This is a genomic window from Phenylobacterium ferrooxidans, from assembly GCF_042714595.1.
Classification (GTDB): Bacteria; Pseudomonadota; Alphaproteobacteria; order Caulobacterales; family Caulobacteraceae; genus Phenylobacterium; species Phenylobacterium ferrooxidans.
Map to the genome: position 1 here is coordinate 21519 of NZ_JAOTJD010000012.1, position 19030 is coordinate 40548.

Consider the following 19030-nt stretch of genomic DNA (forward strand, 5'->3'; position numbering starts at 1 on the left):
ACGCCGCTCCTAGGGTCGTGGTGTTCTGAGGGGGAACACCGATGCGAACTCTGCTCCTGGCCCTGGCGGGCCTGACCCTGTGCACCAGCGCGGTGGCCCAGACGCCCGCGCCGGTGGACACCAGGGCGCTGCTGGCGGCCAACACTCGGCCCTTCACCTATGCGGACGGCAAGCTGGCCGGGCCGGGGGCGGACGCCCTGTTCGGGCAGCTGAAGGACAGCCAATTCCTCTTCCTCGGCGAGAGCCACCACGACCACGAGACCCCGATCTTCGCCGGCGCTCTATACAGCCGCCTGCGGGCTGACCTCGGCTATCGCTACCTGGCGGTGGAGCAGGACCCGCTGGCGATCGAAGCGGTGAACAGCTATCGCGGCGACCTCAGTCAGATCGCCGCGCTGGCCAAGCGCTATCCCACCCACATCGGCTTCGCCTCGGACCAGGACCTCGGCTTCCTGGCCCAGGCGTCCAGGAGCGCCAGGCCGAGGGATCCTACCGTCTGGGGTCTGGAGCAGGCGCAAGGGGTCGCGCCCTATCTGGAAGAGCTGCTGGCGCTGGCCCCCAATGCGGCGGCCAAGGCGACCACCCAGGCCCTGCTGGACGAGGCCCGTCTCAAGGAGACCCGCGCCAACCAGGGCGCCTTCATCCACGATGACGCCACCACCCTGGGCCGCCTGGAGGCACTGAAGGCGGCCTATGGCGACAAGCCGGGCTCGCGGGCCGAGGTGTTGCTCACCGGCCTGGTCACCTCGGCGCGAATCTATTCCTACAACCGCCGCGCCAACGCCGGAGAACGGGTGGGGCTCTACAACAACACCGAGCGGGAGGCGCTCTTCAAGCGGGCCTTCATGGGCCACTACCGCCAGGTGGCGAGCGCCAAGACCCCGCCCAAGGTGATGTTTAAGTTCGGCAGCTGGCACGGCTATCGCGGCCGCAGCCCTGGCGGCGCCTTCACCATCGCCAACTTCGCCCATGAGTTCGCGATCGCCAACGGGCGCGAGGCCTATGGGATCGTCGTGGTCCCCACCGGCGGCTATCAGGCCGACGTCACCGAGGAAGGGCCGTGGATGAAGGCGCTGTTCCCCGATGGCCCGCCCAAGCAGCCGGTGATCCTCGACCTGCGGGCTATCCAGCCCTGGTCGCGGGTGTTCGCCAACCAGGTCCCCGCGGAGCAGCAGGCGGCGCTGCGCGACTACATCCTGGCCCACGACGCCGTGGTGGTGCTGCCAAACAGCGCCAAGGCCACCTGGGACCTGACGGGGTTCCCGGTTCCCTAGAGGTCCGGCCGGACGATCGTCTTGCCCACCACCTTGCGGTTGGCGAGGCTTTCGAAGGCGGCGCGCCATTCCGAGAGCGGATACTCGTGGTCCACACGAGGATGGACCTTGCCCTCATTGGCCAGGGCCCAGATGGCGGCGGAATTCTCGCGGCCCTTCTCGGGGAACTGGCGGCCGTATTCGCCGGCCCGTACGCCCATCACCGAGAAGCCCTTGATCAGCGCCATGTTGACCGGCAGCACCGGCAGGCGGCCCGAGGTGAAGCCGATGGAGAGGATGCGGCCGTTGAAGGCGACGCAGCGGACGCTCTCATCGAAGACGTCGCCGCCCACCGGGTCATAGATGACGTCGGCGCCGCGGCCGCCGGTGATCTCCTTGACCCGCTCGCGGAAGCCGCCGGTGACGTTCACCGTGGCGTCCGGCGCGTATTCCTTCTCGATGATCGCCAGCTTCTCGTCCGACGCCGAGGCCGCGATCACCTTGCAGCCGAGGTGTTTGGCCAGGTCCACGGCGGCCAGGCCGACGCCTCCGGCCGCACCGTGCACCAGCACCCACTCGCCGGCCTCCACCTGGGCGCGGCGCACCAGGGAGACATAGGCGGTGAGATAGGCCGTGGCGTAGCCGGCGGCCTGGCTGAAGGAGAGGTTGGCGGGCTTGGGCCGCAGGATCGCGGCCGGCGTCACGGCATATTCTGAGAAGCCGCCGATGCGGGCGCCGCCCACCACGGCGTCGCCGATCTGGAACTGGGTGACGCCCTCGCCCAGGGCCTCGACCTCGCCGGCGATCTCCATGCCCGGAATGAAGGGCAGGGCGGGCTTGTGCTGATACTCACCCCGGGTCTGCAGCAGGTCGGGGAAGTTGACGGCGGCGGCGCGGACCTTGATCCGCACCTCGCCCGGGCGGGGCTCCGGGGTCTCGATCTCCTTCAGGACACAGCCGGCATAGTCGGCGGCCAGTTCCTCGACGACCAGGGCGCGCATCAGTGAATTCGTCCTTCCAGGCCTTCACGGACCAGGCCCGCGATCTCGCGGCAGGCGACGTCGGCGCAGGGCACGGCGCCGGTGAAGGCGGTGAACCCGTGGGCCAGGCTGTCATAGCAGCGGTAGGCGATGGGCACGCCCGCGTCCTTGAGGCGCTTGGCGTAGGCCTCCCCCTGGTCCACCAAAGGATCGAAGCCGGCGGTGATCACCACTGCAGGGGCCAGGCCTGAAAGGTCCGGCGCGCGCACCGGCGACAGGCGCGGGTCGGCGGGGTCGGCCTCGGGGCCCATATAGTGACCCATGAACCAGTCCATGGTGGCGCGGCTGAGGGGGAAGCTGTCGGCGTAGGTGGTCATGGAGGCGGTTTCGCTGGCCACGTCTGTGCAGGGATAGATCAGCAGCTGCAGGTCGGGCTGGGCCTCGCCGCTGCGCTTCAGCTCCTGGGCCACGACGGCGGCGAAGTTGCCCCCCATGGAGTCGCCGCCGATGGCCGCGCGACCGGCCGGCGCGCCGAAGCGCGCGGCGTTGTCGCGGCCCCAGCGGTAGGCGGCCAGCACGTCCTCCAGGCCCGCCGGGAAGCGGTGCTCGGGCGCCAGGCGGTAGGCCACCGACAGCACCGGGCAGCGGGCGATCCGGGCCAGGATCCCGCAGAAGGCGTCGCAGGTCTCCAGGTCGCCGATCACCCCGCCGCCGAAGTGGGCGAAGATCATCAGCGGCGCGGCCGGGTCCTGCCCCTCGGGACGGTAGAGGCGCGCGGGAATCTCGTCGGCGCCGGTCGGGATGCTCACAGGCTCGGTGCTGACGCCGGGCTCGGGGGAGCCGCCCAGGGCCGCCAGTCCCTGGGCGCTAGCCCGCCGGGCCTCCTCCGGGCTGAGGGTGGTCATGGCCGGCCCCCGCGCCGCGCCGGCGGCCAGGAACTGCAGTCGGGGATCGAGGGTGCGTCCGCCGCGATAGATCACCCCGCCGCCCGAAAGCAGCCGCAGCAGTGACGATGGCAGGGACAGCAGGGCGCGGACGATGACACGCTGGGTGGAGATACTGGGCATCGGCCTAGGCCCCGGTCTTGGGCAACCCCTTCACGCCCCCCTGGATCAGGGCGACCACGAAGTCCGCCGCGCCCTTGGTGTCGACGGGACGCCGCTGCAGCATCTTCTCGCCCACCTCGCGGGCGATGGCGATGCAGGCGGCCGCCAGGTAGTCGGGATCAGCGCCGGGCGCTCCGCCGCGGGCGATCTCGTCGACGATGGCCTGACGCACCTCGTTGAACACCGCGGTCATTTCCGGGGTCTCACCGTGCACATGCGGGAAGGGCTCGTCCGGCGGACGGCGCGCGAGCCAGCTCTGGTGCTCGTCGGCCAGGAAGCTGAAATAGGCCTCGATGGCGGCGCGGACGAAGCTCTCCCAGTCGGCCGACTGGGCCCTCTGAGCCTTCAGCAGAGGGGTGAAGCGCCGGGCGCCCTCGTCGGAGAGGGCGACATAGACCTCGTCCTTGGAGCGGTAGTAGTTGTAGAAGGTGCCCGCCGCGAGGCCGGTGCGGCGGATGATGTCGCGCACGGTGCAGGCCTCGTAGCCCAACTCCCCGAACACTTCGCGGGCGGCGTCCAGAATGGCCTGGCGGTTCTGGACCTTGGTCTGCTCGCGCTTGCCGACCGGGAGATAAGCGACCTGGGACATCTCTTCCTGATTCAAAACCTGACGGGCGTCATACTAGACACTCGAAAGCCGCAGCGCCAACCTCGACGGCTTGGGGCGATCAGGAGGGCTTGGCCGCGCCCCAGGTGAGGATGGCGGTGGCGCCGCCGTCAGCCTCGGGCAAGGCCTGGATACGCATCGTGCGGTCACCGTCCATGGCCGAGAACACCTTGGAACCGCCTTGGTCGAGGTCCATGCCGGTCTTCAGGCCGGCGGCGGCGGCGATGTCTCTGTAGCGCGCCATGACGGCGTCCGGCGCATCGCGGCTGGTGAAGCCCACGGCGCCGCCGATCTTGCCTGGCGTGGAGTCGCCCTGGGTGCAGAGGGTGATCTTGGCTCCCGGATAGACCGGCGCGTAGTCGGGCAGGCCCGCGCAGGGGATCGGCGCGGCGGCGGCCGTTTTGGTCTCGGCGGCGGGCTTGGGGCCGCAGGCGGCGAGGGCCAGCAGGGCGGCGGCGGCGATCAGGGTTTTCATGGGGCTCTCCGTAGGCGCCCAGGATGTCAGCCCCCGGCGAGACCCGCAACGCCGGGCGCGTCACAGGCGGCCCGACACTGGCCCCAGGTGGCCGGGCAGTCGTCCCCGCCGTCGCCGGACAGGCAGAAGTAATAGGACTGGGCGCAGGACAGCCGGCACTGCCCGGCCGCGCCCGCCACCGGCGTGTCGGAGAGGGTGCGGAGCGGGATGAAGCTCTGGGCCAGGGCCGCGGCTGCCGTCGCGGCCACGGGGCTTGTGGCGTCTGGCGCGTCGGCCGTGTCGGCCGAGAGCAATCCTCGCAGGACCGGCGCGGCGGTCGGGCCGGGGGCCTGCTGCGCGCCGGCTGGACTGGCCAGGGCGAGTGTCAAGGCGAGGAGGGCGAGGAGGCGGCGCATGAGCCATCCTCGCCCATCCTCCTTAAGACCTGGTTAACCATAAGGGGGCGAGAGCGGCTGGCAGTTCCTCCCCCGGAGAGGAAGGAACTGCGAGCAGTTCACACCGTCCGCGCGGCGCGGTCCTTGGCGTTGGTCGCCTGGATGGACTCCCTGGCTTCAGTCCACTGGTCGTCGGTCCAGGCGCGCAGGCTCGAGAAGTTGCCGCCCGAGGCCTGCCAGGCGGCGCCGTCGATGGCGATGGTCTGGCCGTTCACATAGGCTGACAGCGGATGCAGCAGATAGACCGCCAGGTTGGCCAGTTCGCGCATCTCGCCGACCCGGCCCATGGGGTTGCCGGTGCGGCTGGCCTCGCCGTCGTTGAGCTGCTGGCCTGGGTTGAGCCGGGCGCTCATCCCCTCGGTGGGGAAGGGGCCCGGCGCGATGTTGTTGAAGCGGATGCCATAGGGTCCCCACTCGACGGCCAGGGACTGGCTCATGGTGGCTAGGCCGGCCTTGGACATGGCCGAGGGCACGGTGAAGGGGCCGCCGTTCCAGATCCAGGTGGTGAGGATGGAGACCACCGAGGCCTTCCTGCCTTCCTCGATCCAGCGCTTGCCGGCGTCGAGGGTGACGAAGAACGAGCCCCGGAACACGATATTAGCGATGGCGTCGAAGCCGCGGGGTGAGAGGTCCTGGGTCCGGCTGATGAAGTTGCCCGCGGCGTTGTTGACCAGGCCGGTCAGCGCGCCGCCGTCGGACCAGATGGTGTCCATCATCTCGGTGATGGCCTCGGGGACGCGGATGTCGCAGGCGATGCCGACCACCTTGCCGCCGTGGGCGTCCATCAAGTCCTTGGCGGTGGCCTTCACGACGCCGCCGCGGCGGCCGCAGATATAGACCTCCGCGCCGAGGATCAGGCAGGCCTCCGCCATCACCTTGCCCAGCCCCGTCCCGCCGCCGGTGATCAGGATGCGTTCGCCCTTCATCAGGCCGGGCCGGAACATCAGGTCATCTTGGGTCAGTTCGGCCATGGCGGCGCGCCTCCTTATCGTTGGAGCAAGTGCGCGCCGCTGACGCCGGGTCGGTCAAATGAAAAGGGGGACCGCCTCGCAGCGGTCCCCCTTCAGACGCCCCTTTGGAACTTAGAAGCTTAGAACTCTTCCCAGGTGTCGTCGTCGGCCTGGGGTTGGTGGGCCAGGGCGGTGTTTCCGCGGCTGACCGGAGCGTGGTGTTGCGTGACCTGAGGCCGGTGGGCCGGGGCGTGGCGCGCCGGAGCGGCCTGGACGCGAGCGGCCTGAGGCGCGCCGCTGACCCGGAAGCGGCCCACCAGGCGGGCCAGTTCCTCGGCCTCGTCGGCGAGGACGCGGCTGGCGGCGGTGGACTCTTCCACCATGGCCGCGTTCTGCTGGGTCACCTGGTCCATCTGGTTGACGGCGGTGTTCACCTGGCCGAGGCCAAGCGCCTCTTCCTTGGCGGAGGCGGCGATCTCGCCCACCACGTTGGAGATCTCGCCGACCTGGCGAACGATGCGTTCCAGCGCCTTGCCGGTCTCGTCGACCAGGCCCACGCCCTCGGCGACCTGTTGGGTCGAGGCCGAGATGAGCGCCTTGATCTCCTTGGCGGCTTCCGCGGAGCGCTGGGCCAGGGCCCGAACCTCGGAGGCGACCACGGCGAAGCCCTTGCCGGACTCCCCGGCGCGGGCGGCTTCAACGCCCGCGTTCAGGGCCAGCAGGTTGGTCTGGAAGGCGATCTCGTCGACCACGCCGATGATCTGGCTGATCTTGTTGGAGCCTTCCTGGATGTTGTTCATGGCCAGGACGGCCTTGCGCACGATCTCGCCGGACTGTTCGGCGTCGGTCTTGGCCGAGGCGGTGGCCTCGCGGCCGTGAGTGGCGCCTTCGGAGGTTTTGTTGACGGTGGCGGTGATCTCGTCGAGGGCCGCGGCAGTCTCTTCCAGGGTCGCGGCCTGGTGCTCGGTGCGGCGCGACAGGTCGTCGGCCGAGTGGCTGATCTCGCCGGCGCCGGACTGGATGGAGGCCGTCGCGCTGGCGATGGCGGTCATGGCCTCTTCCAGCTTGGCCACGGCGGCGTTGAAGTCGTCGCGCAGCTTGCGGTAGTCGCCTGGGAACTCAGTGTCGACGCGATAGGTCAGGTCGCCGGAGGCGAGCGCATCCAGGGCGCGGGCAAGGTTGGTGACCACGTTGGCCTGTTCCTCGGCGATGGCCGCGGCGGCCTCGGCGTTCTGGCGGCGGGCGCTTTCCGAGGAGGCCTCGGCCACCTCGTGCTCCTGGCGCAGCTTCTCGAGATGCAGCTGGTTGTCGCGGAAGACCGTCAGGGAGGAGACGATGGCGCCCAGCTCGTCCTTACGGGCCAGGGCGTCCAGGTTGATGGCGTTGTCACCGCGCGAGAGGGCCTCAGTGGCGCCGGCGATCTTCTTGACGTCGCGGCGCAGGGTCAAGGTCAGGCTCATGGCCAGGGCGCCGGCGATCAGCAGGGTGGCGAGCGCGCCCACCAGGGTGGCGGTCTGAGCGGTCTTGGCCCGCGCGGCGCTGGCGGCCGCGTTGGTGTCGGTGACCTTTTGCCCGGCCTCCACGATCTTGTGGAGGGTGGCGCTCATCTTGGCGTATTCCTCCTCGAAGGGCGCCGCGAAGCCGGCCGCGGTGCCGAAGTCGGCTCCGATCATGGCGCAGATCACGTCGAGCGCGTCGCGGGTGTTCTTCAAGGCCTTGATCAGGTCATCATAAGACTTCTTCTGATCGGCGGGGGCCGTCTTGCGGGCGGTCTCAACCTCCTTGGTGATGGAGTCGACCTCGGCGAGCATGGCCTGGGACTCGCCCTCGATCTTCTCGACCTCGATGGAGGCGGCTTGGTGGGTCAGCAGGAAGTAGAGCTGGCCGTGAACAGCGGTGATCCGTTCCGAGACCTTCTGCATTCGCAGGCTGTTGGGCATGTCCACCTGCACCACCTGCCGCAGCTCGGCCGATTGGGCGCGTTGCAGGATGATGGCTCCGGTGGCCAGGCAGGCCAGCATGACCAGTGCGAAAGCGGGCGCGAAGCCGATCTTGATGATCAGCGGCGTATCCACGAGCCTGAAGCGCTTCACTGTATATTCCCCCCGTAAAACACGGTTAGCGACTCGGTCACCATGCCTTCAGGTTGCTAACCAAACGTCACCGAAGTGGGGACAAATGCGATTTCTGGCGATCTCCAAACTATAGAGACTCCAAAATCGCCCCTTAGGTATTCATCATTTCTTAACCATGAATATGACGCGCCGCATCAGACTCTCTTAACCCGACTGGTTCATCCTCAAACTGTCCAAATCTAGAAAGGAGTGGGGCATGAAAAATATCTTCAAGATCTTGGGCGGTTGCGCCCTGGCTCTCGCCGTCGCCGGTTCGGCGTCTGCTGGGAGCTTCGAGGACAGCATGGGCCGTTGCCTGACGAAGAACGCTAACACGCGGGACGCGGCGATTGTCATGCTGGAATGCACCGCTGACGCCGGCAAGCTCTCGGGCTGCAAGGTGCTCGAGGACAGCAAGCCGAACAAGGGCTTCGACAAGGCCGCGCTCTGCGTCGCCGAAGCGCTGCCGATGGGTTCGAAGACCGGCACCGTCAAGGTTCCGATGCGCTTCCCGGGCGGCGGCTAAACCCGCAGCCCCAAGAATTCTTATTCTTGCAAATTCACGCCCTCGGCCTTCCGGCCGGGGGCGTTTTGTATTGCGGAGCCAGGCTGCTTCTTACCTGTTCACCCGCGAGATCAACTCCATCGCGGCGGCCGGCGCGCGCACCTTGCCCTCGTGGATGAAGTAGCTGAACACGTCGACCGGTTGTTCGGCAGGCGCGGTGCGGTCGATGGGGGTCAGATCGTCGGGGCAGCGACCTTGCGCGTACTGCGTGAACCGCCGGGCCCACTTGTCCAGGCCCTCGGGGTCGTAGCCGGTGGGGATGTCGTCGGAGCCGTCGATCAGGCGCGCATAGACGAAGTCCGCCGTCACGTCGGGGATCATCGGATATCGGTCGTTCTCCGAAACGCAGATGGCCACGTTGCGGTGGCGGCACATCTTCACGAAGGCCAGGTCCACGAAGCTGGAATTGCGGACCTCCACCGCGTGCCGAAGCTTTAGGCCATCATAGGTCTTGGGCAGCAGGTCGAGGAAGGCCTCGAAATCGGCGGCATCGAACTTCTTGGTGGGCATGAACTGCCACAGGATCGGCCCCAGCCGATCGCCCAGCTCGACGATGCCCTGACCCAGGAACTTGGCGATGGACTCGCCTGCCTGGGCCAGGATCTTGCGGTTGGTGCAGAACCGCGAGGCCTTCAGGGAAAAGACGAAGCCCTCGGGCGTCGCGGCCTTCCACTTGGCGAAGGTCGCGGGTTTCTGGGACGAATAGTAGGTGGAGTTGATCTCGATGGAGGTCAGGTGGCGGCTGGCATAGGCGAGCTCATCGGCCTGCTTGAGGCCTTCGGGATAGAAGACCCCGCGCCAGGGCTCGAAGGTGAAACCCCCGATGCCGGCCCGGATGTAGCCCGCCTGCGCCATGCGCCCTGTCCCCTACTTGCGCGCTGCGGCGGTCTTGTCCCGCTCGGCCTTGAACTCAGACCCGGCCTTCCATTCCGGCCACTTGCGGGAATTGGCGATCTGGGTCCCCAGCACCAGCAGCATGTCGGCGTTGCGGGCCGCGCCGGAGAGGTCCCAGTCAGGGGAGTATTCGTCCGCCGGCTGATGGTACTTTTCGGTGGTGTAGGCCTTTTGCAGCGCCTCGCCACGGGCCTTGCCGCCGGTCACCAGGTCCTGGCCGCCGCCAAAGGAGATGGCCGGAACGCCGCGCTTGGCGAAGGAGAAGTGGTCGGAACGGAAGAAGCTGCCCGCGCCGGGACGCGGGTCCGGGCTGTAGGTCATGTTGTAGCCCTTGGCGACCTCGATCAGATCGTCCTGCAGGGTCAGGGGCGCGTCCCCCGAAGTGCCAAAGTCCTTTGACGGACCGTAGATTGAGGCGCCGTCCATATTGATGTTGGCCACCGTCGTGCCCAGAGGATAGAGCGGATTGGCTGCGTAGTACTCCGATCCCAGCAGACCCTTTTCCTCCGCGGTGACCGCCAGGAACAGCATGGAGCGCTCAGTGCGCGGCTGGGCCGCGGCGGCGCGGCCGATCTCGATCAGCATCGCCGTCCCCGAAGCGTTGTCCAGGGCGCCGTTGTAGATTCGGTCGCCCTTGGCGTCGGCCAGGCCGACCCCGAGGTGATCCCAGTGGGCGGTGTAGACCACCTTGTCCTCGGGATGCTTGGTCCCGGGCAGCAGGCCCACGACGTTCTTGGAGACGATCTTCTTGGCGTCCACCGAAATGTCGGTGGAGAAGGTCACGCCGGTCAGGGCGACCGGCTTGAAGTCGCGGGTCTGGGCGAGCTTCTTCAGGGCTTCGAAATCAAGGCCGGCCGACTTGAAGAGGGCGACGGTGGGGTCGCGCTGAATCCAGGCCTCGATGGGGGCGTGATCCTTGGTCGGATCCTGGCGGATGATGTCGAAGACGGTGTTGGTGTTGGAGTTCTTGACCGTGTTCCAGCCATAGGAGGCCGGCGCGGTCTCGTGGATGACGATGAAGCCCACGGCGCCCTGGCGCGCGGCCTCCTCATACTTGTAGGTCCAACGACCGTAATAGGTCATGGCCTTGCCGCCGAAATCGCCCTCGCCGGTCTCGAAGTCGGGATCGTTGACCAGGACGAGCGCGATCTTGCCTTTCAGGTCGTAGCCCTTGAAGTCGTCCCAATTGCGCTCGGGCGCCTTGACGCCGTAGCCGACGAAGACGACGGGCGCGTCCTTGACCGAGACCTGGGCGACGCCGGTCTGCGGCGCGCGGATGGCGACCTGATCACCCTGGGTCCAGGTCTGGACCTGGCCGCCGACCGTAACGCTGACCTTGATGGGATCCTTGTTGTCGAACTGGGCCAGCGGCACGTCCTGGGTCCAGGCCCGCTTGCCGTCCTTCTGGAGATCACCGCCCGGTTGCAGGCCGACGGCCTGGAACTGCTCGGTCAGGTACTTGACGGTCTTGACCTCGCCGGCGGTTGCGGGACCCCGACCCTCGAAATCGTCGGAGGCCATGATCTGGATGTGGTCGGCGAGCTTCGCGGCGCTGACGCCGGCCGTGGCGGGAAGGCCAAGGGCCAAAACAGCCCACGCGGACGCGCCGGCCAGGAGGAATTGTTTCATGAATGCACTCGGGCAAGGACCAATTTGCCCGGGACCCTAGCGAGGCCGGTGCGCAGACGCTAGAGCGACGCGCCCAAAACCGCTTGGGCGACGAGGTCGTTCGACCTTGAACGATTATTCGAAAATAAGTGTGGCAGATGCGTCCCATTCACCATGTGGGCGGCTGTTTGTAACGCCACTGCAATTTTGGCGACCGGTTGCTATGATCAAGGGAGTTTCAGCTAACCGCGTCGCGCCTCCCCAAAGCCGATACACTCGGCGGCGATTCGCGGTCTGACAACGACAGAGATCATGCGCCCCGCCACATTCGTAGCCGGACTGGCCTGTCTGACGCTCGCCGCGTGCGCGTCCGCACGCAAGGCCGATATCGCCCTGCCGACCGCTTTCGAGGCGCCGCAGGCCGGGTCGTCGGCGCTCGACGCCGCGGCGCTCGACCAGTGGTGGGTCCAGTTCAACGACCCGGTGCTGACCACCTTGATCGAGGACGCCTTGGCCCGGGCGCCGGACGCGCGGACAGCCGCGGCCCGCCTGCGGGAAGCCCGCGCCACCGCGTCCAGCGGCCTGCTGGGCTTCCTGCCCCAGGGCAATGCGTCGGCCACGACCCGAGAGACGAACACCACCCAGACCGCGGGCACGGCGGTCAATATTCCGGGCTTCTCCAGCGAGGGCGAAAGCACCGCTTCCAGCGCCACCTTCAATGTGAGCTGGGAGGTCGATCTGTTCGGCCGGATCTTCGCGGTGGCCAAGGCGGCGCGCGGGGACACCAGCCAGGCCCAGGCGAGCTACGAGGGTGCGCGGGCCAGCCTCGCGGCCAATATCGCCGACACCTATTTCCTGGCCCGCGGCCAGGCCATCCAGCTGGAGGATGCGCGCGAGACGGCCCGTATCCAGCGGGGCCTGCAGCAGGTCGCCAATGTCCGGGCCGAACGGGGCCTGGGCTCTTCGTCCGAGGCGGACCGCGTGGCCGGCGACCTGGCCCAGGCCGAGGGCGCCGCCGCCAGTCTTGAAGCCGAGTTGAAGGCCACGCGGCGCACCCTGCTGGTGCTGGTCGGCCGCGGCGTCGATCCCCTGGCCAGCATCCCGACCCCCGCCAGCGTCGGCCAGATCCCGCCCGTTCCGGCCGCCGTCCCCGGCCAGCTGCTGGCCCGGCGTCCCGATGTGCGCCAGGCCGAGGCCGCCGTGCGCTCGGCCGCCGGCCGGCTGACCTACGCCAAGCTCGCCTTCTTCCCCACCTTCACCCTGACCCCTGGCATCGGCCTCTCGCGCAGCGAACAGCCGGGCTTTGAGTCCAGCACCCGCAACTGGTCGATCGGAGCCGGGGTCACCCAGCCCATCCTGTCCATCCCCCGGCTGCTGCAGGAGCTGAAGGCCCAGGACGCCCGGACCGAGCAGGCGGTCATCGCCTATGAGAAGGCGGTGCAGACCGCCTATGGCGAGGCCGACAGCGCGCTCACTCGCCTGGACGCCGATCGCCGCCGCGTCGGCCTGCTGGCCGACGGCGAGGTCCGAGCGGCGCGAGCCTATGAGGCCAGCCGCGTCCGTTACGCGGCCGGCATTGACGACCTGACCGCCGCGCTTGGGGCTGAACAGTCCTGGCGCAGCACCCGATCGGCGCTGACCAGCGCGCAGGTTCAAGCCCTGCGCCGCGCCGTCCAGACCTACAAGGCGCTCGGAGGCGGCTGGCCCGCCACCCCCGTGCTCGCCCAGCAAGAGGCACGCTAGACGTGACGAGATCCGCCACCGCCCTCACCCTCGCCCTGGTCGCGACCTTCGCCCTTGCCGGTTGCGGCAAGAAGCCCGCGGTCAAGGAAAGCGACACCCAACGCGCGCGCGCCGTCCGCGTGGTGAAGGTCGAGCCGCGCCAGATCATCGGCTCGCTCACCGCCTCGGGGGTCCTGACGCCGCGCGAGGAAGCCGCCGTCCTGCCCGAGATCACCGGCTACCGGGTGGCCAGGGTTCTGGTGGACGCCGGGCAGTACGTCCGCGCCGGCCAGACCCTGGTTCAACTCGACGGCGCCCTGATCGCGTCCCAGGTGGAACAGCAGGGGGCGCTGGCCGCCCAGAGCGCCATCCAGGCCGAGCAGGCCGAGGCCCAGGCCGCGCGCGTGAAGGGCCTCGACGGCCAGGGCGTGCTCTCTCAGGAACAGCTTGACCAGCGGCGCTTCCAGGCCCGCGCCACCCGCGCCACCGCCAACGCCCAGGCCGCCGCCTACAAGGACGCCCGCACCCGCGCCGGCAAGCTCGCGGTCACCGCCCCGGTCTCCGGCCTGGTGCTGGAGCGGAACGTCCGTCCGGGCGAACTCTCGGCCGGGGGCGCGACCCCGTGGTTCCGGATCGCCCAGGGCGGCGAGATCGAACTGCTGGCCGAACTTTCCGAAGAAGATCTGTCCCGCGTGCGTCCCGGACAGCGCGCCAGCGTCGTGCTCTCCACCGGGACCAGCGCCGAGGGTGTGGTGCGTCTGGTCTCGCCGCAGGTGAACGCCCAGTCCAAGCTCGGCACGGTGCGTATCCGCCTGCCGGTTCGCTCTGACATCCGGTCGGGCGGCTACGGTCGGGCCTTGTTCGCCGACGCCGTGGGCCAGAGCCTGGCTGTGCCGGAGACCGCCGTGCGCTACGACGCCGACGGCGCCAGCGTGATGGTGGTGGGCGCGGACAACCGCGTGAAGCGCGTCACGGTGCAGACCGGGTCGCGAGGCTCGGGCCTGGTCTCCCTGGTCAAGGGGCCGCCGGCCGGCTCCCGCGTGGTGCTGAACGCCGCCGCCTTCCTGCTGGACGGTGACATGGTCCGACCGACCGAAGGTCCCGCGCCCATGCCCAAGCCCGCGAGCGCCAAGAAATGACCCCGTCGCCGCAAGTTCACGACGACGGAGGCAACTTCCAGATCTCGTCCTGGGCGATCCGCAACCCCGTGCCGGTGGTGGTGCTGTTCATCGCCCTGATCCTGGCGGGGATGATTTCCTACGGCGGGCTGCCGGTGAAGCAGTTCCCCAACGTCCAGTTCCCGATGGTCAACATCACCGTGACCCAGTCGGGCGCGGCGCCGGGCGAGATCGAGACCCAGATCACCAGGCCGGTGGAGGACGCCATCGCCGGCATCTCCAACGTCAAGAACATCTATTCCACGGTGACGCTGGGGGTCTCCACCACCAATGTGGAGTTCGAGCTTGGCGAGGACCTGCAGAAGAAGACCGACGAGGTCCGCTCGCGCATGGACCAGACCCGCGCGGTCCTGCCGCGCGAGATCGATGAGCCGACGGTCACGCGGGTGGAGTTGGATAGCCAGCCGATCCTGACCTACGCCGTGGCCGCCCCGGCCATGTCGGACGCCGAGCTGTCCTGGTTCATCGACGACACCATCGCCCGCGAGCTGCAGACCGAGAAGGGGGTCTCCCAGATCTCCCGCGTCGGCGGCGTGAACCGGGAGATCAACATCCTCATCGACCCCGACCGCATGGCGGCCCGGGGCCTGACCGCGCCGCAGATCAACAACGCCCTGCGCGCCTTCGACATCGACGCCCCCGGCGGCCGGGTCGCTGTGGGCGGTCGCGAGCAGACCCTGCGGGTGCTCGGCGCGGTCAACACCCTCGACGCCCTGCGCGCCATGACCATCCCGACCGGCGGAGGGCGCTATGTGAGGCTCACCGACGTGGCCCAGATCGGCGACGGCTCCAGCGAGGTGCGCGGCTTTGCGCGGCTGAACGGCGCGCCGGTGGTGGGCTTCCAGGTGATGAAGACCCGGGACTCCAGCGACGTCGGCGTCGACGACGCCGTCATCAAGGCGATCGCCAAGCTGGAGCAGACTCACGAGGGGGTGACCTTCACCCGCATCTTCTCGTCGGTGGACGAGACTCGCGCCAGCTTCCGCGCCACCCAGCACGTGCTGCTGGAGGGCATGCTGCTGGCGGCCATCGTGGTGTTCGTGTTCCTGCGCGACTGGCGCTCGACCATGATCACCGCCTTCGCCATGCCGGTCTCGCTGATCCCCACCTTCTTCTTCATGAACCTGTTCGGGTTCTCCCTGAACGTCGTCACCCTGCTGGCCCTGACCCTGGTGGTGGGGATTCTCGTCGATGACGCCATCGTCGAGATCGAGAACATCGAGAAACGGGTGGCCCAGGGCATGCGGCCCTTCCAGGCCGCCCTGCAGGGCGCCGACGCCATCGGCCTGGCGGTGGTGGCCACCACAATGGCCATCGTCGTGGTGTTCATGCCGGTCAGCTTCATGAAGGGCATGGCCGGCCAGTTCTTCCGGGAGTTCGGGCTCACGGTCTGCGTGGCGGTGCTGTTCTCCCTGGTGGTGGCCCGCCTGCTGACGCCGCTGATGGCGGCCTACCTGCTGAAGCCAACCAGCCACCCGGTGGAGCGCAAGCCCTTCGAGGGTTTCTACCGCAACGCCCTGGAATGGTCCCTAGACCACCGGATCGTCGCCTGCATCCTGGGGGGCGTGGTGTTCGTGGGCTCGCTGTTCCTGGTTCCCATGCTGCCGCAGGGCTTCCAGCCGGCGGGCGACCCCGACTACATCTATGTCGACCTGCAGGGTCCGCCCGGCGCCACCGTCGAGGCCATGGAGGATGTCGCCCTGCGCGTCAGCCGGGTGTTCGAAGGCCGCCCCGGCGTCCGCGCCGTCTTCGCCCAGGTGGGCTCCACCGCCAGCGGCGGGGGCCCCGGCTTCGGCGGATCGGGCGGCGGCAGCGACCTGCGCAACGGCACCGTCACCGTCCTGCTGGATGAGCAGCGGAGCATCAGCGGCGACGAGCTGAAGGCCCAGACCCGCCAAGCCCTGCGCGAGGTGCCCGACGCCCGCATCACCTTCATGGACTTCCAGGGATCGGCGGGCCTGCAGGCGATCCTCGCCTCCAACGATCCGGCCGCCCTGACCGCGGCTTCCGCAGAGCTTGAAAAGCAGATGCGGACCATCGACATCATCGCCGACCCGCACGCCTCGGCGCCGCCGGTCGGGCCCGAGCTGATCGTGCGCCCGCGGGGTGACGAGGCCGCGCGCCTCGGCGTTTCGGTGGACACTATCGCCCAGGTGGCCCGCGTGGCCACGGTCGGCGACATCGACGCCAATGTCGCCAAGCTGACCGCCGGCGAACGCCGCATCCCCATCCGCATCCGCATGCCCGCCGATGCGCGGGCCGACCTGGAGCGGATCAAGGCCCTGCGTGTGCCCACCGTCTCGGGCGGCACCACGACCCTGGACGCCGTGGCCGATGTCAGCTTCCAGGCCGGTCCCGCCAAGATCGACCGCCTGAACCGCAAGCGCCAGCTGACCATCCAGGCCGAGCTGAACGGGGCGGAGCTGGGGGACGCCTACAAGCGTGTCCAGGCCCTGCCGATCATGAAGAACCTGCCCGCGGGCGTGACCCCGGCCGAGACCGGGCAGCTGGAGGCGCAGCAGGAGCTGTTCGGCTCCTTCGGCCTGGCCCTCTTCGCTGGGGTGGCGATGATCTACGGCGTGCTGGTGCTGCTGTTCCGCAGCTTCTTCAAGCCGGCGGTGATCCTCACGGCCCTGCCGCTGTCCTTCGCTGGCGCCTTCCTCGGCCTGTTGATCTTCAACCTCTCGCTCTCGATCCCCTCGCTGATCGGTTTCCTGATGCTGATGGGCCTGGCGGCGAAGAACTCCATCCTGCTGGTGGAGTACGCCATCGAGCGGGAGCGCGAGGGCATGCCCCAGCGCGACGCCATCCTTGAGGCCTGCCGCGAGCGGGCCCGGCCCATCGTCATGACCACCATGGCCATGGCGGCCGGCATGCTGCCCACCGCCTTCGCCCTGGAGAAGGGCGCGGAGTTCCGTCAGCCCATGGCCGTAGCGGTGATCGGCGGCCTGATCACCTCGACCCTGCTGTCCCTGGTGCTGGTGCCGGTGGTTTACGAACTGGTGGACGACTTCGAGATGTGGCTGCGCCCGCGCCTGGCCAGGTTCATCACGCCGCGCGAGGCGCCGGCGGTCGCCGCGCCTGAGGATCGGCTCTAGGTCTAGGCGGCCAGGACGCCCTGCAGCGCGGTGACCAGGACCCGGGTTTCGACGGGCTTGGGCACGCAGTCGTCCATGCCTGCTGAGAGGTATCCGCGGGTCTGCTCGGGCTGCACGCTGGCGGTGACCGCGATGATCGGGGTCTTGTCACGCCCCAGCTCGACCTCGCGCCTGCGGATGCTCGCGGTGGCGGTCACCCCGTCCATCTCGGGCATGTGGATGTCCATCAGTATGGCGTCCCAGGCCTTGGCTTCCCAGGCGGCCACGGCCTCGACCCCATTGACGACGCACTCGGCCGCCAGGCCCAGCTGTTCCAGCAGGGCGCAGAGCACCAGCCGGTTGGTGGCGTTGTCGTCCACCACGAGGATGCGCAGCTTGTCGTCCATCGGCGCGGCGGCCTGCGGCTCGGCCGGTGCGGCGCAGGCGGGCATGGGGACCTGAAGGGTGAATGTGGAGCCAACGCCCAGCTCGGTGATGAACCCTATGGTTCCACCCATCAGCTCCGACAGCTCCCTGCAGATCGCCAGGCCCAGGCCCGCGCCGCCGAAGCGCCGGGTCGAGGAGCCGTCGGCCTGGACGAAGCGGTCGAACATGGCCGCCTGCTGGTGCGGGGCGACGCCGATCCCCGTGTCTGTGACCTGCAGGATGATATCCTGGCCGTGAAGGGCGAAGGAAACACGCACCTCGCCGGCCACGGTGAACTTCAGCGCGTTGGAGAGCAGATTGCCGGCGATCTGGCGCAGGCGCGCGGCGTCCCCGAACCGCCATCCCCGGGCGGCGGGATCCAGGGTCAGGGTGAAGGCCAGGCCCTTGTCGGCGGCCAGCGCTCCATAGATCGCCGCCAAGTCGTCGGTCAGGCGATCCATGTCGAAGGGTTCGGGCAGGATCTCAAGACTGCCAGCCTCGATCCGGGAAATATCGAGCACGTCGTTGACGACGCTGACCAGGGCCCGGCCCGAGGCGCCAATGGTGGCCAGGTGTTCCCTCTGCGCTGAGGTGAGCTTGGTCCGGCCCATGATGTCCACGAGCCCAAGCACGCCGTTCAGCGGTGTGCGGAGTTCGTGGGCCATGGTCGCCAGGAATTCGGACTTGGCGTGACTGGCGGCCTGGGCCTGCAGGGCCAGGGCCTGAGTCTCCTCCCGACGCACCTCGGCCTCGGCCTCCAGGATCTCCTTCTGCAAGGCGGCGTCCCGGAAGGTGACGACGGCCTTGGCCATCAGACCGACCTCGTCGCGGCGTTCTATGGCGGGAATTGCGACCGAATGATCGCCCCCCGCCAGGCGGTTCATCACCGAGGTCAGCCGCACGATGGGATTGGCCATGCTGCGGCGAAGCGCCAGCCCCATCACCGCCGCGCTCAAGGCGGCGAACAGCACGCCCAGCGCCAGGGCCGAGCCCATCGCCCGCATGGCTTCGGCCTTGCGGGCAGCGCTTGCCTCGACCGCCCTCCGGCTCTGCGCCTGGATGGCTTCCAGGGCCTGCTCGGCGGGCGCGATGAGGTCATCGGCCGGGCTTTCCGGACCCACCATCCGGGCGGCGATGGCCCTGGTGGCCGGCACGTGGGCCAGCGCCATCGCGCGATCGACCGCTCGGTCGGTCCAGAGGTCGTGGGCCGACTGCGCCTCGTCTATCCACGCCTCCAGCGCAGGGTCCCCAGCGGCCAGCCGGTCCAGGTCAGCCATTCGGGCTTGGAAGTGCGGTCGGTGCACTTCGGCGATCCGCCGGGCGTAGAAGGGGTCGCCGGAAATGATGTAGCCGCGAAGCGAGGCTTCCTGGCGGGCCAGGGCGAAACGCGCGCTGCTGGCTATGACCGCCACCCGGTGCGCATGATTGTCGGCGGCGTCCGCCTGCTGGACCACGCGGAGGTTGATCCCCAGAACCACCCCCATGGTGGCGATGGCCGACAGGACCACGGCGAAGGCTAAGGTGAGTTTCCACGTGGCCGGGAGGTCGTTCAGGCGGCTGGCCAGGGACCATCCCGCTCCGCCCGAGCCTCTTGAATCGCGTTCGGCCACGAAGGTCCCCGTCCGGGCGCATGTGATGTGC

The 19030-nt window shown here is 68.7% G+C and carries 15 protein-coding genes; 5 read left to right on the plus strand and 10 right to left on the minus strand.

The window, feature by feature from the left end:
* The first annotated feature begins 41 nt into the window (after nucleotides 1-41).
* Complete coding sequence (locus tag OCL97_RS08075) at nucleotides 42-1274, plus strand: hypothetical protein (RefSeq protein ID WP_377369181.1); 1233 nt, start codon at nucleotides 42-44, stop codon at nucleotides 1272-1274.
* On the opposite strand, the gene OCL97_RS08080 is transcribed toward OCL97_RS08075, so the two are convergent.
* The 7 genes from OCL97_RS08080 to OCL97_RS08110 form a co-directional block, all read right to left on the minus strand.
* The gene (locus OCL97_RS08080) at nucleotides 1271-2254 is read right to left on the minus strand and encodes an NADPH:quinone oxidoreductase family protein (protein WP_377369183.1); all 984 of its coding nucleotides are present in this window, start codon (nucleotides 2252-2254) and stop codon (nucleotides 1271-1273) included. The two genes, OCL97_RS08075 and OCL97_RS08080, sit on opposite strands and share 4 nt — an antisense overlap.
* Nucleotides 2254-3300: an alpha/beta hydrolase gene (locus OCL97_RS08085; RefSeq protein WP_377369185.1), complete on the minus strand. Its 1047-nt coding sequence runs from the start codon at nucleotides 3298-3300 to the stop codon at nucleotides 2254-2256. Before OCL97_RS08085 ends, OCL97_RS08080 begins: the two co-directional genes overlap by 1 nt.
* Before the next feature lie 4 nt (nucleotides 3301-3304).
* A complete protein-coding gene (locus OCL97_RS08090) occupies nucleotides 3305-3928 on the minus strand; it encodes a TetR/AcrR family transcriptional regulator (RefSeq protein WP_304701237.1) in 624 nt (207 codons plus the stop codon).
* A gap of 79 nt (nucleotides 3929-4007) precedes the next feature.
* Nucleotides 4008-4421 (minus strand): hypothetical protein, encoded by a 414-nt coding sequence (locus OCL97_RS08095; RefSeq protein WP_377369187.1) that lies wholly within the window; start codon nucleotides 4419-4421, stop codon nucleotides 4008-4010.
* A gap of 26 nt (nucleotides 4422-4447) precedes the next feature.
* Nucleotides 4448-4816 carry a hypothetical protein gene (locus tag OCL97_RS08100; protein WP_377369189.1) on the minus strand — a complete coding sequence of 123 codons (369 nt, stop codon included), beginning with the start codon at nucleotides 4814-4816 and terminating at the stop codon, nucleotides 4448-4450.
* A 98-nt stretch (nucleotides 4817-4914) separates the two neighbouring features.
* Nucleotides 4915-5826 (minus strand): SDR family oxidoreductase, encoded by a 912-nt coding sequence (locus OCL97_RS08105; RefSeq protein ID WP_377369191.1) that lies wholly within the window; start codon nucleotides 5824-5826, stop codon nucleotides 4915-4917.
* Nucleotides 5827-5945: 119 nt separating this feature from the next.
* Nucleotides 5946-7898 carry a methyl-accepting chemotaxis protein gene (locus tag OCL97_RS08110; RefSeq protein WP_304701242.1) on the minus strand — a complete coding sequence of 651 codons (1953 nt, stop codon included), beginning with the start codon at nucleotides 7896-7898 and terminating at the stop codon, nucleotides 5946-5948.
* Between the two features lie 238 nt (nucleotides 7899-8136).
* Here OCL97_RS08110 and OCL97_RS08115 point away from each other — a divergent pair, with 238 nt between their 5' ends.
* Entirely contained in the window at nucleotides 8137-8445 is a 309-nt protein-coding gene (locus OCL97_RS08115) for an energy transducer TonB family protein (RefSeq protein ID WP_304701244.1), read from the plus strand.
* Nucleotides 8446-8535: 90 nt separating this feature from the next.
* On the opposite strand, the gene OCL97_RS08120 is transcribed toward OCL97_RS08115, so the two are convergent.
* Together OCL97_RS08120 and OCL97_RS08125 are read right to left on the minus strand one after the other, a co-directional pair.
* A complete protein-coding gene (locus OCL97_RS08120) occupies nucleotides 8536-9339 on the minus strand; it encodes a DUF72 domain-containing protein (protein ID WP_377369194.1) in 804 nt (267 codons plus the stop codon).
* 12 nt (nucleotides 9340-9351) lie between these two features.
* Entirely contained in the window at nucleotides 9352-11007 is a 1656-nt protein-coding gene (locus tag OCL97_RS08125; protein WP_377369196.1) for a M28 family metallopeptidase, read from the minus strand.
* Between the two features lie 291 nt (nucleotides 11008-11298).
* Between OCL97_RS08125 and OCL97_RS08130 the strand changes: the two genes are divergently transcribed.
* From OCL97_RS08130 to OCL97_RS08140, 3 genes are read left to right on the plus strand one after another with little or no spacing between them, the layout of a single operon-like run.
* Complete coding sequence (locus tag OCL97_RS08130) at nucleotides 11299-12729, plus strand: TolC family protein (RefSeq protein WP_377369198.1); 1431 nt, start codon at nucleotides 11299-11301, stop codon at nucleotides 12727-12729.
* A gap of 2 nt (nucleotides 12730-12731) precedes the next feature.
* Nucleotides 12732-13847 (plus strand): efflux RND transporter periplasmic adaptor subunit, encoded by a 1116-nt coding sequence (locus OCL97_RS08135; RefSeq protein ID WP_377369200.1) that lies wholly within the window; start codon nucleotides 12732-12734, stop codon nucleotides 13845-13847.
* On the plus strand, nucleotides 13844-16984 hold the full coding sequence (locus OCL97_RS08140; RefSeq protein ID WP_304779866.1) for an efflux RND transporter permease subunit: 3141 nt from the start codon (nucleotides 13844-13846) through the stop codon (nucleotides 16982-16984). The genes OCL97_RS08135 and OCL97_RS08140 overlap by 4 nt, the downstream gene beginning before the upstream one ends.
* Nucleotides 16985-16986: 2 nt before the next feature.
* Here OCL97_RS08140 and OCL97_RS08145 read toward each other — a convergent pair whose 3' ends face one another.
* Entirely contained in the window at nucleotides 16987-18999 is a 2013-nt protein-coding gene (locus tag OCL97_RS08145) for an ATP-binding protein (RefSeq protein ID WP_304701255.1), read from the minus strand.
* Between the last annotated feature and the right edge of the window lie 31 nt (nucleotides 19000-19030).